This window comes from Pelomonas cellulosilytica (assembly GCF_021353265.1).
GTDB classification, from domain to species: domain Bacteria; phylum Pseudomonadota; class Gammaproteobacteria; order Burkholderiales; family Burkholderiaceae_C; genus Pelomonas; species Pelomonas cellulosilytica.
Window position 1 is genome coordinate 137958 of the sequence record NZ_JAJTWU010000009.1, and the last position, 13569, is coordinate 151526.

At 69.0% G+C, this 13569-nt stretch carries 14 protein-coding genes; 9 read left to right on the top strand and 5 right to left on the bottom strand.

Annotation, left to right across the window (positions count from 1 at the left end; all coding sequences use genetic code 11):
* Window positions 1–70: 70 nt before the first annotated feature.
* Window positions 71–2086, bottom strand: a complete 2016-nt coding sequence (fusA, locus tag LXT13_RS21565; protein WP_233374379.1) for an elongation factor G — start codon at window positions 2084–2086, stop codon at window positions 71–73.
* A 466-nt stretch (window positions 2087–2552) separates the two neighbouring features.
* On the opposite strand from fusA, the gene LXT13_RS21570 reads away from it, so the two are divergent.
* The 5 genes from LXT13_RS21570 (at window position 2553) to LXT13_RS21590 (ending at window position 5754) form a co-directional block, all read left to right on the top strand.
* Complete coding sequence (locus LXT13_RS21570; RefSeq protein WP_233374380.1) at window positions 2553–3410, top strand: glycoside hydrolase family 16 protein; 858 nt, start codon at window positions 2553–2555, stop codon at window positions 3408–3410.
* A gap of 215 nt (window positions 3411–3625) precedes the next feature.
* Window positions 3626–4063, top strand: a complete 438-nt coding sequence (locus LXT13_RS21575; RefSeq protein ID WP_233374381.1) for a TerB family tellurite resistance protein — start codon at window positions 3626–3628, stop codon at window positions 4061–4063.
* An 11-nt stretch (window positions 4064–4074) separates the two neighbouring features.
* Window positions 4075–4476: a hypothetical protein gene (locus LXT13_RS21580; RefSeq protein ID WP_233374382.1), complete on the top strand. Its 402-nt coding sequence runs from the start codon at window positions 4075–4077 to the stop codon at window positions 4474–4476.
* Between the two features lie 44 nt (window positions 4477–4520).
* Window positions 4521–4679: a hypothetical protein gene (locus LXT13_RS21585; RefSeq protein ID WP_233374383.1), complete on the top strand. Its 159-nt coding sequence runs from the start codon at window positions 4521–4523 to the stop codon at window positions 4677–4679.
* A gap of 10 nt (window positions 4680–4689) precedes the next feature.
* Entirely contained in the window at window positions 4690–5754 is a 1065-nt protein-coding gene (locus LXT13_RS21590; protein ID WP_233374384.1) for a TerC family protein, read from the top strand.
* Between the two features lie 3 nt (window positions 5755–5757).
* On the opposite strand, the gene LXT13_RS21595 is transcribed toward LXT13_RS21590, so the two are convergent.
* Window positions 5758–6837 (bottom strand): porin, encoded by a 1080-nt coding sequence (locus tag LXT13_RS21595; protein ID WP_233374385.1) that lies wholly within the window; start codon window positions 6835–6837, stop codon window positions 5758–5760.
* 284 nt (window positions 6838–7121) lie between these two features.
* Between LXT13_RS21595 and LXT13_RS21600 the strand changes: the two genes are divergently transcribed.
* Window positions 7122–9119, top strand: coding sequence for a molybdopterin-containing oxidoreductase family protein (locus LXT13_RS21600; protein WP_233374386.1), 1998 nt, complete (start codon window positions 7122–7124; stop codon window positions 9117–9119).
* On the top strand, window positions 9116–10135 hold the full coding sequence (locus LXT13_RS21605) for an aminopeptidase (RefSeq protein WP_255719646.1): 1020 nt from the start codon (window positions 9116–9118) through the stop codon (window positions 10133–10135). The genes LXT13_RS21600 and LXT13_RS21605 overlap by 4 nt, the downstream gene beginning before the upstream one ends.
* An 11-nt stretch (window positions 10136–10146) precedes the next feature.
* On the opposite strand, the gene LXT13_RS21610 is transcribed toward LXT13_RS21605, so the two are convergent.
* Window positions 10147–10887, bottom strand: coding sequence for a tetratricopeptide repeat protein (locus LXT13_RS21610; RefSeq protein ID WP_233374387.1), 741 nt, complete (start codon window positions 10885–10887; stop codon window positions 10147–10149).
* A 131-nt stretch (window positions 10888–11018) separates the two neighbouring features.
* On the opposite strand from LXT13_RS21610, the gene LXT13_RS21615 reads away from it, so the two are divergent.
* Entirely contained in the window at window positions 11019–11342 is a 324-nt protein-coding gene (locus LXT13_RS21615) for a polyhydroxyalkanoic acid system family protein (protein ID WP_233374388.1), read from the top strand.
* 7 nt (window positions 11343–11349) lie between these two features.
* On the opposite strand, the gene LXT13_RS21620 is transcribed toward LXT13_RS21615, so the two are convergent.
* On the bottom strand, window positions 11350–11601 hold the full coding sequence (locus LXT13_RS21620) for an acyl-CoA-binding protein (RefSeq protein ID WP_233374389.1): 252 nt from the start codon (window positions 11599–11601) through the stop codon (window positions 11350–11352).
* Window positions 11602–11728: 127 nt separating this feature from the next.
* On the opposite strand from LXT13_RS21620, the gene LXT13_RS21625 reads away from it, so the two are divergent.
* Window positions 11729–13141 (top strand): wax ester/triacylglycerol synthase family O-acyltransferase, encoded by a 1413-nt coding sequence (locus LXT13_RS21625; RefSeq protein WP_233374579.1) that lies wholly within the window; start codon window positions 11729–11731, stop codon window positions 13139–13141.
* Window positions 13142–13229: 88 nt separating this feature from the next.
* Here the strand turns inward: LXT13_RS21625 and LXT13_RS21630 are convergent, their stop codons facing one another.
* Window positions 13230–13550, bottom strand: coding sequence for a hypothetical protein (locus LXT13_RS21630; RefSeq protein ID WP_233374390.1), 321 nt, complete (start codon window positions 13548–13550; stop codon window positions 13230–13232).
* Window positions 13551–13569 lie beyond the last annotated feature (19 nt).

Here is a 13569-nt window from a genome sequence, read left to right on the forward strand (position 1 = left end):
ACGCGGCATCGGCTTCAGTGCGTGAAGGGAAGCGGGGCGACCTGCCGATGGCTGATCGCCCCACCCCTGCTCATGCAGCCAACGCCACGCGGGCCGGCACTTCCGCGTAGTGGTCCAGCTGCATCGTGAACTGCGCGCGGCCTGCGCTCAGCGCGCGCAGCTGGCCGATGTAGCCAAACATCTGCGCGAGCGGCACATGGGCCGTCACGACGACCGCCGTGCCGCGCATGTCCTGGCCCTGCACCTGACCGCGGCGACGCAGCAGGTCGCCGATGACGTCGCCCAGCGCCTCGGCGGGCGTCGTGACCTCGACGGCCATCACCGGTTCCAGCACGACGGGCTGGGCGTTCAGCACGGCCTCGCGCAGCGCGTTTGCCGCGGCCAGCTCGAAAGCCAGCGCCGACGAATCGCGCACGTGGGCGCTGCCATCTACCAGCAGGGCCTCGAAGTCCACCAGCGGGTAGCCCGCGAATGGACCGGACTGAGCCGCCTTGCGGATGCCGGCCTCCACTGCCGGGATGAACTCGCGCGGGATCGCGCCGCCCACCACGCTGCTCTCGAAGCGCAGGCCCGATCCGCGCGGCAGCGGGGCCACGCGCAGCGTCAGCTCGGCGAACTGGCCAGGGCCACCGCTCTGCTTCCTGTGCACATGGCGCACCTCGGCCGGTGCCGTGATCGTCTCGCGGTAGGCCACCTGCGGGCGACCGACGGCCACGTCCACGCCGAAGCGGGAGCGCAGCTTCTCGACCGCCACTTCCAGCTGCAGCTCGCCCATGCCGGAGAGCAGTGTCTGGCCGGACTCGGGGTCCTGCCGCAGGCGCAGCGACGGGTCCTCGCGGACGAGCACGGCCAGGCCCTTCGCGAGGGCCGCGGTCGTGTCCTGCCGGCTTGCTTCGAGTGCGACGTCTATGACGGCCTCCGGCACGGCGATGCTTTCCAGCACCGGCGCGTCCTTGGCAGACGCCAGCGTGTGGCCGGTCAGCACGTCCTTCAGGCCCACGACGCCCGCGATGTCGCCCGCCACCAGCTGGTTGCGCTCGACGCGCCGATCCGCGTGGATCTCGTACAGCCGCGAGACGCGCTCGCTCTTGCCGGTGCTGGCGTTCCAGACCGTGTCGCCGCGCTTCAGCGTGCCGCTGTAGATGCGGATGAACACCATCGCGCCGTGATCGTCGGCGGTCAGCTTGAAGGCCAGCGCCGACAGCGGACCGTCCGTCAACGCAGCACCGGGCACCTCCCCTGGGGCCGGCAGGTAGGCGACGACGGCATCCAGCAGCGGCTCGACGCCGCGGTTGCGGAAAGCCGAGCCGGCCAGCACGGGCACGAGGTCGCTCGCCAGCGTCGCGGCCCGCAGGCCGGCGCGCAGTGCGTCCACGGACGGCTGTTCGCCGCGCAGCCAGGCGTCCAGCAGCGCGTCGTCGCGTTCCACGATGGCTTCCACCAGGCGAGCGCGGGCATCCCGGGCTGCGTCGAGCAGCTCGGCAGGGATGTCGGCCACGCGCGGCGACGCAGACGCGTCGTCACGGTCCCACACCATCGCCTGCATCGTCAGCAGATCCACGACGCCGCGGAAGTCGCCTTCCATGCCGATGGGCCACTGCACAGGCACCGCACGGGCACCGAGCCGCTCGCGCATGGTCGCGACGACGCGGCCGAAATCCGCGCCGGTGCGGTCCAGCTTGTTGACGAAGGCGATACGCGGCACGCGGTAGTCGTCGGCTAGACGCCAGTTGGTCTCGGTCTGAGGCTCCACGCCGGCCACTCCGTCGAACACGACGACGGCACCGTCCAGCACTCGCAGCGAGCGCTTGACCTCGATATTGAAGTCGATGTGCCCGGGCGTGTCGATCAGGTTGATCTGCGTGCCCTGCCAGTGCACGGTGGTCGCCGCGCTGTGGATGGTGATGCCGCGCGCGCGTTCCTGCGGGTCGAAGTCCATCGTCGTGGCGCCGTCGTGGACTTCGCCGATGCGGTGGTTCTCGCCCGTGTAGAACAGGATGCGTTCGGTGGTGGTGGTCTTGCCAGCGTCGACGTGGGCGATGACGCCGATGTTGCGCAGGGCGCGGAAGGCGGTGTTCGAGTTCATGGTGATTCCTGATTCGGGGTGGACAGCCAGCCCCGTGGAATCACGGGACTAGCGCGAAGGCAGGACGCCGAAGCGCGCACGCGACAGGCACAGCCGAGCCGCGCTCCGGCGCTCGGGAATCGTGGCGATCAGCTTGTCGAAGGTGCGCGTACGCATGGCGGAACTCAGCTCAGAAAAGACAAAACCCCGGAAGGGACAGGCCTGCCGGGGTTTGCTGCAACCGGAAGGCGGTGGCGCCTTCCGCGAACACGGTCGAAGGGCGCTCAGGGGGTGAGGCGGGCTTGGGTCGTGTGGTGCTGCTTCATGATGGCCGTATTGTGGGGCAGCCGGGAAGATCGGGTGGCCGTCAGGGTTTTCAAGCCCGGGCGGGGACCGTCGGCCCCGGGCGATACCTCATGGCCGTGTCGGCGCTGCCGGGTGAGGATGTCTCCCGAAGCGTCACGAACGACGCACCTCTGGAGAAATCATGAACGACACCCCCCGCCGGGCGGCCCGCTGGCGCCATCTGCTCCCCGCCCTTGCAGCCCTGCTGACCGCCTGGGGCAGTGCCGCGGCGCCAGCCTCTGACCGCTGGACGCTGGTCTGGAGCGACGAGTTCGATGGCGTTGTCGGCAGCCGGCCCAACGCCGCGTCGTGGAGCCACGACCTGGGCAATGCGGCCACGAACGGCTGGGGCAACCACGAGCTGGAGTTCTATACGGCCGATGCGCGCAACGCGCAGCTCGACGGCCAAGGCATGCTCGTCATCACGGCCGAAAGGGCCGCCAACGCCGGCCCGTGTTGGAACGGCACTCCCTGCCCGTACACGTCGGCGCGCATCCACACCCATGGCAAGGTCAGCTTCACGTACGGCAAGGTCGAGGCGCGCATGAAGCTGCCTGCGGGCGCGGGCATCTGGCCGGCCTTCTGGATGCTGGGCACCGATCTCGACGAGGCAGGCTGGCCGGCAAGCGGCGAGCTGGACATCATGGAGTTCATCGGCAAGACGCCCGACACCATCTACGGCACAGCCCATGGTCCCGGCTATTCTGGTGCCGGGGGTCTCAGCAAGCCGCATCCGCTGAAGGCGCCGGTGGCCGACGCCTTTCATACCTACACGTTGATCAAGCGCCCGCACGAGGTGATCTGGCAGGTCGATGGCGTCGAGTACCACCGCATCACAACAGCCTCGCTGCCGGCGGGTACGAAGTGGGTCTTCGAGAAGCCGATGCACCTGCTGCTGAACCTGGCCGTCGGCGGCGACTGGCCAGGCCCGCCGGACGCGGGCACCGTGTTCCCCGCGCGCATGCAGGTGGACTGGGTGCGGATCTACAAGGAAAACTGAGCGCAGGCGCCGCCGCATGGACGGGCGCTTCCGCGCCCGTCTTGTTTTGAACGTCAGCTTTTTCCTCCGTCGCGCTCATGCGATGGCTGCTTCCTCGCGCAGCACCGGCCAATGCACATTGCCATCCGACGGGCCGGTGTCACGGCCCAGGCCGCCGGGGCCCAGCCCGGTGTGGCGGGCACCGACGCCCGCAGGCGATGTCCCAGGAGGTTTTCATGCGCAGCTATCCCCGCAACAGCCCCGAAGCCGCCGCGCGCCTCGTCGCGCTCGTGCTGATCTCCGACGGCCATGTCTGCCGCTCAGAGATCGAGACCTTGCAGCGCCTCGGCGTCGAACGTGAGCTGGGCCTGGCGCCGGGCAGCTTCAGCGGCGTGGTGCATGCGCTGTGCGAGGACTTGCTGCTGGGCGCCTACGCCAGCGGCTCGGTGATATGCCAGCTCGACCCGGGCCTGCTGGCCTCGCTGCTGGCCGAGGTGGACGAACCGGGGCTGCAGCGCAGCGTGCTCGAACTGGCCGCCGCGGCGGCCGAGGCGGATCGCCACCTGGCCGAGGCCGAGGACTTGGTGCTGTCGGCCGCCGCGCGCCAGTGGGGGCTCGATGAACCACTGCGGCCGTGGGGCCGCCCCGCCGCCCAGTCGGCCGCCGCCTGCTGACGGTGGCGCCCATGTTTCATCTGCTGAGCTGGTCCGTCGTGCTGTTGCTGCTGGCGCTGTGGTCGCTGGCCATCTGGCTCGCGTATGTCGCGGCCGATTGGGCCGTCGTCGGCGCCGGTGCGCTGGCGGGCAGCGTCGATGGCGAGGGCCTGCTGCAGCTGCCCGAGGCCGTGGAGGCCTGGCTGTGGCCTGAGCTGGTGGCCGCCGCCAACGCCTGGCTGACCAGCGTGGGCCCGGTCGTGGAGGGGCTGCTGCAGGCGGCACCCGCGCTCGCCGGCGCATTGACGGTGCTGGCCTGGAGCGTCTGGGGTGCCGGCGGCGTGCTGCTCCTGCTGCTGGGCCTTGGACTGCATCTGTTGATCTCGCACGGACGCCGCAGTGCTCCGGGCGTCCGACCGCTGGCCGCCGGCTGAGGGCGCCGGCGTCTACTTCCCCTTCTTCATCACCGACGACCGACATGGAACCTCATACACAGCTTCTGGCCGTGCTGGCCGCCGCGCTGGCGACCGCGACCTGGCTCGCCTGGCGAGAGAACAACGACCGGCGCGACATCGCGCTGCTGGGGGGCGTCAGTGGCCTGCTGGGCGCCGGTGCCGCTGTGAGCGCCGTGCTGTGAGGAGCTGATGATGGATGCACTGCTGCCGTTGCTGACGACTGACTTCATGGGCAAGCCCGTCTGGCTGTGGCTGGCCTTCATCGGCGTCGTCGTCGCGTTGCTCACGTTCGACCTCGGCGTGCTGCACAAGGACGATCACGAGATCGGCGTGCGCGAGAGCCTGCTGCTGTCGGCCGGCTATATCGGCGCGGGCCTGGCCTTCGGGGCCTGGCTGTGGTGGATGCTCGGCGCGCAGAGCGGCATGGACTACTTCACCGGCTTCCTCATCGAGAAGTCGCTGTCCATGGACAACGTCTTCGTCATCGCGCTGATCTTCGGCTTCTTCGCGATCCCGCGTCAGTACCAGCACCGCGTGCTGTTCTGGGGCATCCTGGGTGTCATCGTGCTGCGGGCGCTGATGATCGGGCTGGGTGCCACGCTGGTCAGCCAGTTCAGCTGGCTGCTCTATGTGTTTGGCGCCTTCCTCGTCGCGACCGGCGTCAAGATGTGGCTCATCGCGGACCAGACGCCCGACATCGCCAGCAACCCGGTGCTGAAGCTGCTCAAGCGCCACATGCGCGTGACAGACGGCCTGCGCGGTAATGCCTTCTGGGTGCGCGAGCCCGACCCGCGCACCGGCCGCGTGGAGCGCTTCGCGACGCCGCTGCTGATGGCGCTGGTGCTGGTGGAGGCGGTGGACCTCGTGTTCGCGGTCGATTCGGTACCGGCCATCTTCGCGATAACGACCGACCCGTTCATCGTCTACACGAGCAACATCTTCGCCATCCTCGGCCTGCGGGCGCTGTACTTCGCGCTTGCCGCGATGATCCACCGCTTCAAGTACCTGAAGTACGCGCTGGCGCTGGTGCTCGTGTTCATCGGCTGCAAAATCTTCCTGGTGGGCTTCATCGGCAAGATGCCGCCGGCGATCTCGCTGGGCGTGACCTTCGGGCTCATCGCTGGCGGCGTGCTCGTGTCGATGTGGAAGACGCGCGAGCCCGCCGACGGGAGCCTCCATGAAAAAAGGCCCATCCCGGAGGATGGGCCCAAAGGCGCGCCCAGGGAGGCAAGCGCGCCGGGGAGGATGGGCCGATGAGGCTCAGAAGCTGTGGCGGATGCCGGCAACGACCTCGGTCAGGTTGTGGTGGTCAGCGTCCACCAGGCCGACCGGGATGGCGCCAGCCGCGCGGCTGGTGTAGCCCACGCCATCGTTCTTGAAACGCGTGACCGAGCTGTAGAGGGCCGTGCGCTTGGACAGGTCGTACTGGTAGCCCACGCCGAAGGCCTGCGTCTTGCCGTCAGCGAGCGCGCCGTCGTTCTTGCTCTCGACGTACTGGCCCTTGAACTGGTGCTGGCCGAGGCGGTAGCTGGCGCCGAGCCAATAGCCCTTGCCGTCGAAGTTGTTGGCGCTGCGGTCGTCCACCTTCATGACGCCGCCATTGAAGCGGAAGCTGCCCCAGTCATAGGCCGCGGCGGCCGACAGCGTGCGCAGGTTCTGGCCCAGCGCGTCCGCCTTGTCTTCCAGCACGGAGACCATGGCGTCCAGCCCGTGGCCGGTGTATCGGCCGTAGACGTCGGCGATGCGCGTGCCGTTGGTGTTGCCCGCCACCTCGCCCATGCCCCACAGCGCGCCAGCGCTGAAGCCGCCGTAGTTGGCCGATTCCAGCTTCACCGAGTTGTTGACCCGGCTCGGGCCGCCGTTGCCGGTGGCGGAGTTGTTGCTGCCCCGCACGGGCTCGTAGCCGCCGAAGCCACCGATGACACCGGTGCTCGCGCCGGTCCCGAGGTTGGAGAACTGGCTGAATTCGTCGGTCAACGTGTACAGGCTGCTGTACTGGCGGCCCAGAGACACCTTGCCGTAACGCGAGCCGAGGCCCACGTAGGCCTGGCGGCCCCAGAAGGCGTTCTGGCCGTTGGTGCCGTCGTCCAGATTGACGCCAGACTCCAGCGTGAAGAAGGCCTGCAGGCCGCCGCCCAGGTCTTCGCTGCCGCGCAGCCCGATCCGCGAGCCGGACAGGCCGCCCGATTGCACGCGCGTCTGCTTGGATGCGCCGTCGAGCACCTGCACGTTGGCGTCGAGCACGCCGTAGATCGACAGCTGCGGGCTCGAGGTTTGGGCGAAGGCCGCGGAACTGGCCGCCAGGGCCAGGCTGGAGAGAGCAAGGGTCTTGTACTTCATGGATTCCTCTTTCGATTCAAGACCAGGCGCCGACGGGCGGCCTGGCGGTGGGGCGAATCTGGCGCCCTCACACGGTCTGGCAGGTTGGGCGGCGGTGCCGAATCAAAAGGCGCGACGAATGGAACGGATCGTTCCGGTTTTGTCGCCAATGACGGGTCCTTGGCTGGGGTAGGCTGCGCGCGCAAGCGCGTGTTTGTTGTGGCTCGCGACCGTCCCAGCCCCCGCATCGGTGCGGTCGGCGCGGGCTAGCGACAATGGGCGCTTCCGCATCCGAAGCGACTGCCATGACCACCCGCACCGTCCACGGCGCCTGCCCGCATGACTGCCCGGATACCTGCGCCATGCAGGTCACCGTCGAGAACGAACGCGTCATCAAGGTCCAGGGCCGCGCCGACCATCCCAACACCCACGGCGCGCTGTGCACCAAGGTCTCGCGCTACCCGGAACGCACCTACCACCCCGAGCGGCTGCTGCATCCGCTCAAGCGCATCAGCAAGAAGACCGAGGCGCCGCAGTTCGTCCGCGTCAGCTGGGCCGAAGCGCTTGCCGACATCGCCGCGCGGCTGAAGGCCATCTCCGACCCGCAGTGCATCCAGCCCTACAGCTATGCCGGCACGATGGGCCTCATCCAAGGTGAGGCCATGGCCGGCCGGCTGTGGAACGCGCTCGGCGCGGCGCGCCTGGACCGCACGATCTGCGCTTCCGCCGGCGGCGCCGCGCTGGCGATGACATACGGCCACAAGCTCGGCATGCACACCCGCCACTTCGCGGGCGCCAAGCTCATCGTCATCTGGGGCAGCAACAGCATCACGTCCAACCTGCATTTCTGGACGTATGCCAATCAGGCGAAGCGAGAGGGCGCCAAGCTCATCTGCATCGACCCGCGCAAGACCGAGACCGCCGACAAATGCCACCAGCACATCGCCGTGCTGCCTGGCACCGATGGCGCGCTCGCATTGGGTGTCATGCGCGAGCTGATCGTCAACGACTGGCTGGACCATGACTACATCGCCCGCCATGTCGATGGCTGGGACGAGCTGCGCGGCAAGGCGCTGGACTGGCCGCCGGAGCGCGTCGCCGAGGTGTGTGGCATCAGCGCCGACGAGGTGCGCGGCCTGGCGCGCGACTACGGCACGACGACGCCGGCCGCCATCCGCATGAACTACGGCCTGCAGCGCGTGCGCGGCGGCGGCAATGCCGTGAGGCTCATCGCGATGCTGCCCTGCCTGACCGGCGCGTGGCGGCATCCGAGCGGCGGCCTGCTGCTATCGGCGTCCGGCTGGTTCGCGCCGTACAAGAACCCGGCGCTGGAGCGGCCCGACCTGCTGGCCGGTCGCATGCCGCGCATGGTCAACATGAGCACCATCGGCGATGCGCTCCTACAGGCCGACCCGCCGATCCAGGCGCTCTTCGTCTACAACAGCAACCCGGTCGCGGTGGCGCCGGAATCGCCCAAGGTGGTGAAGGGCTTCCAGCGCGAGGACCTGTTCACGGTCGTGCTGGAGCACTTCATGACCGACACCGCCGACCTGGCCGACTACGTGCTGCCGGCGACGACGCAGCTGGAACACCTGGACGTGCACACCAGCTACGGCCATACCGACGTGCTGATGAACCAGCCCGCGGTCCAGCCGCTCGGCGAGGCCAAGCCCAACACGCAGATCTTCCGCGAGCTGGCTGCGGCGCTGGGCCTGACGGACCCGTGCTTCCGCGAGACCGACGAGGAGCTGGTGGCCCAGGCGTTCACGCCCGACATCGATCTGGACCTGCTGCGCACGCAAGGCTGGCAGCCGCTGCCCATCCCCGAGGCGCCTTTCGCCGACGGCGGCTTCCGCACTGCCAGCGGCCGCGCGAATGCGGCCGGTGCCGACTTCGTGCCCAATTACGAGTGTGCGCTGACCGACCCGGCGCTCGCGGCGCGCTACCCGCTGGCGATGATCTCGCCGCCGGCGCGCAACTTCCTCAACAGCAGCTTCGTCAACGTGAAAAGCCTGCGCGACATCGAGGGCGAGCCGCTGATCGAGATGCACGCGACGGACGCCGCCGCCCGTGGGCTGGCGGACGGTGCGCTGGTGGCCGCGTTCAACGACCGGGGCCGCTACGTGGCACGGCTCAAGGTCAGTCCGCGTGCGCGGCCTGGTGTCGTCAATGGACTGGGCGTCTGGTGGCGCAAGCTGGGCGTGCAGGGCACCAACGTCAACGAGGTCACGCACCAGCGGCTGACCGACATGGGCGAGGCGCCGGCGTTCTACGACTGCCTAGTGGAAGTGCAGGCCGCTTGATCCGCCGGCTGCTGTTCGTCGCGCTGGCGCTGGGCCTGGCCGGCTGCAGCGCCGTCGGCCACTGGCGCCAGGCGGCCGGGGGGCACCTGGGCATCCTGCGTGCATCGCGGCCGGTGGCGGACTGGCTGGCCGACCCCGCCACGCCGCCTGACCTGGCCCAGCGCCTGCAGCTCACGCAGCAGATGCGCGACTTCGCCAGCCGCCAGCTCGCGCTGCCCGACAACAACAGCTACCGCCGCTATGCCGATCTGCACCGGCCGGCGGCCGTGTGGAACATCGTTGCGGCGCCCGAGTTTGGCTTGACGCTGAAGACCTGGTGCTATCCCATCATGGGCTGCGCGGGCTATCAGGGCTGGTTCGACCGCGCCGAGGCCGACGCCCATGCTGCGGAGCTGGGGGCCGAGGGCTGGGAGGTGCAGGTCCAGGCCATCCCGGCCTACTCAACGCTCGGCTGGAGCCGGTGGCTGGGCGGCGACCCGCTGCTCAACACCTTCGTCCGCTATCCCGAGGGCGAGCTGGCCGCCATGCTGTTCCATGAGCTGGCCCACCAGCGCGTCTACCTCAGCGACGACACCGCCTTCAACGAGGCCTATGCCAGCGCCGTGGAGCTGCTGGGCGCGCGCGAGTGGCTGGCCGGCCGGCCCGAGGCGCTGGCGGCCTTCGAGGCCGGCCGTGCGCGGCGCGCGGCCTTCCTGCAGCTGGCTCGGGAGGGCCGGGATCGGCTGCAGGCGGTCTACGAAGGAGCGGCCGAGGCGCGGGCTGCCGGCAAGGCCGCCGTGATGGCGGAGTTGCGCGAGCGCGCGGTCCGAGAAGCGCCGGGTTACGAGGGCTGGTTCCAGCGTGCCAATAACGCGAGCTTCGCCATCCTGTCGGCCTACAGCGATCTCGTGCCGGCCTTCGAACGGCTGTTCGAGCGCGAGGGGCGCGACTGGCCAAGGTTCCATTCGGCGGTGGAGCGCCTGGGGGCGCTGTCACGCGAGCAGCGCCGCGAGGCGCTGAGGGTCGCGCCGCGCTGAGCTGCGGCAGCTCAGTTCGCGAGGGAGCGGCCCTTGCGTGGGCCGAACAGCCCGGTCACCGCGCTGCGCAAGCCGGTCAGCATCGACGCCAGCGGCGCCGGCGTGGCCCGCCCTTGCCGGGGCGCCAGGCCCAGCCCGGGGCCTCGTGGGCGGCGCACCAGGTCCTGCATCAAGGCGGCCTTGTGCTGTCGGTCGTTGACGAGGCGGGGCAGGTCCTCACCGTTCTCGAAGTGGCGTGCCAGCTCGCGCACGGCATCGAGCTCACGCTGTCGGATGCGCAGTCCCGGTGCCTTCAACGGGCTGCCGAGCGCACGGGCGCGCATGAACAAGGCCTTGGCGGCCAGCCGATCGCTCAGACAGCCCCAGCCGGCATCCAGGCAGGCGGCGAGGTTGAAGGTCGCGTCGGCGTGGCCTGCTGCGGCGGCGGCCGTATACAGCGCAATGCCACGCGCCGGGTCGGCTTCGCCGCCCCAGCCTGCCACCAGCGCGCGGCCCAGGTTGAACTTGGCAGTCAGGCTGCCTTCGGCGGCGGCGCGTTCCAGTCGTTCACGGGCCTGCACCGGCTCTCGCGGCAGGCCCAGCCCTTCGAGCTGGCAGAAGGCCAGAAGCGCCAGGCCTTCGACATCGCCGTCCTCCGCGGCGAGCTGAAACCAGTAGACGGCCTGCTCGGCATCGGGCTCGGGCGCCCGCAACAGCGCCAGGCCCTGGCGGAGCGGGTCGAGGCGTGGTGGTTCCGTAACGTCGGGGTGCATGAATCCTCCCTCGTGCGGCGGGCTTTCAAGTCCGGCTCTTGGGGGCGGCAGTATGCGGCGAAAGTCTTCTGCAGGCGGTAACGAGGCGCTTCTGACTTAGAGTGGTGCGCCACACAACGAGGAGGGCCGCCGTGGCCGAGATCCGCATCCACCGTGACCATGAGCTGGGCCTGGCCCGTGCGCGAGAACTCGCCTGGCAATGGGCCGAGCAGGTCGAGCAGAAGTTCGATATGGCCTGCACCGTGCACGAAGGCGCGGACGAGGACACCGTCGAGTTCACGCGTTCGGGCGTGAAGGGCGAGCTGACCGTCGCGGCCAACCGCTTCGAGCTGGTCGCGCAGCTCGGGTTCCTGCTGGGCGCCTTCAAGGCGACCATCGAGAGCGAGATCGAGAAGGAGCTGGACGCGCTGCTGGCTGCCCAGAAGAAGGTGCCGGGCAAGAAGAAGCCCGGCTGAGCTGGCCCTACTTCAGGGACTCGATGAGGTCGACGTACTGCTGCATCGCGTCGTCGGCCGACGTACCCTTGAGTTCATTCCACGCATCCCACTTCGCGCGGCCGATCATGTCGGTGAAGCCGGGGCGCGAGCCGTCCACATCGCCGCTGCTGGCCTGCTTGTAGAGCGCATAGATCTTCAGCAGCGTGGCGTTGTCGGGCCGCTCAGGCAGATTCTTTGAGTCGGCGACGGCGGCTTCGAACTGATCTTTGAGGCTCACGGGATTCTCCAGGGCTGGCGGTGGCTGGGTCTTCGTCACAATGCCATCCGACGAAGACGGGCGCGTGAGTTTAGGCCCGGCCAAGAACGACTTTCGAGGAGACGCCGTGGGCCCCACCAGCGAACGCATGTCCAAGGTCGACACGGCCTGGTTGCGCATGGATACCGAGGCCAACCTGATGATGATCGTCGGGGTCTGGTCCATCCGCCCCGGCATCACGCTGGCGGCCTTGCGTGAGCGCGTGGCCGAGCGCCTGCTGCAGTACCCGCGCTTCCGTCAGAAGGTCGTGCAGGACGCCTTTGTCGGCGCCGAATGGGTGATCGACCGTGAGTTCGACATCGCGCGGCATGTCGTCGGCGAGGAGCCGCTTCCGCTGCGCGGCCAGAGTCTGGACGATGTGCTGCGCGAGCGCGTGGCGGAGCTGTGCAGTCAGCCGCTGGATCCAGAGCATCCGCTCTGGCAGTTCCAGCTCATCGAGGACATGGGCGACGGCTCCAGCGCGATGATCGCCCGCATCCACCACTGCATAGCCGATGGCATCGCGCTGATCGCCGTGATGCTGTCGATCACCGATGGCGGCCAGGCGCCGCCGCGCCGCGCGCCGCGGGCCGAGACGCACGAGCCAGACTGGTTGCTCGATGCCTTCCTGCGGCCGCTGAGCAACATGACGGTCAAGGCCATCGGCATGACCGGCAAGGGCATGACCTTCGGGCTGGACCGCGCGATGAGCGGCACGACGCCTATGGACTCGTCGCTGGAGATGGCTCGCATGGGTTACCAGGCGGTGTCGGATGTCGCGGCCTTTGCGCTGATGCCGGACGACTCGCCCACGCGGCTCAAGGGCAAGCCCGGCCCGAAGAAGACTGTGGCATGGGACGACCGTCTGGCGCTGGACGAAGTGAAGGCCGTGGGCAAGGCGCTTGGCGCCTCGGTCAACGACGTGCTGTTGGCCTGCGCGGCTGGCGCCATCGGCCGCTACCTGGCCGACAAGGGCGAGGATCCGTCGGGCAAGGAGATCCGCGCGATGGTGCCGGTCAACCTGCGGCCACTGGAGCAGGCGTGGCAACTGGGCAACCGCTTCGGCCTGGTGCCGCTGGTGCTCCCCGTGGGCATCGCCAACCCGGTGGAGCGGCTGTACGCCGTGCGTACGCGCATGCGCGACCTCAAGGGCAGCTTCCAGCCGGTGATGGCCTTCGGTCTGCTGTCAGTGGCGGGCCTGCTGATCAAGCCGGTTCAGCACGCGATGCTGAACCTCTTCGCCAAGAAGGCCACGGCCGTCATGACCAACGTGCCCGGGCCGACCGAGGCGTTGAAGTTCTGCGGCTCGACGGTCGAAAAGGTGATGTTCTGGGTGCCGCAGTCGGGCGACATCGGCCTGGGCCTGTCGATCCTGACCTATGCCGGCCGCGTGCAGTTCGGCCTCATTACGGACGCGGCCCTGTGCCCGGACCCCGAGGCCATCGTCGCTAACTTCGCGCCCGAGTTCGAGAAGCTGCTGCTGCTGTCACTGATGCTGCCGTGGGGCGAGGATCAGGGGTGACAGGCCACCTGGCCCGGGCATGAAAAAAAGCGCTCCTTGAGCGCTTTCATTTCGGCCTGCAGCCCAGGGGAGGGCGAGCGGGCGCTGCTTACTTCTTGGCCGTCGGGCGGCCGGCTGCCGTGGGGTAGGCGGCCATGACCTTGGCCGGGTCCGCCTTGTTGTCCAGATAGGCGGCGTACTGCTGCTGCGTGCAGGGCAGCAGCTTGCCGGGGCGGGCCTCACCCTTGTACTTGCCGGCGGAGTAAACGAACTGGTACTCGTTGGCGGCGACCGGGGTCGTGAGGCTGCTGGTCTCGCTGTAGCTCTTGGCGCATTCGGCGCGCAGCTCGGCTTGCTCCGGGGTCTGCTTGCCGGCAGCCTGCACGGAGAAGGCAGCGACGGCGGCGAGGGCGGGGATCAGGTACTTCATGGTGCTTGTCTCGTGGGTC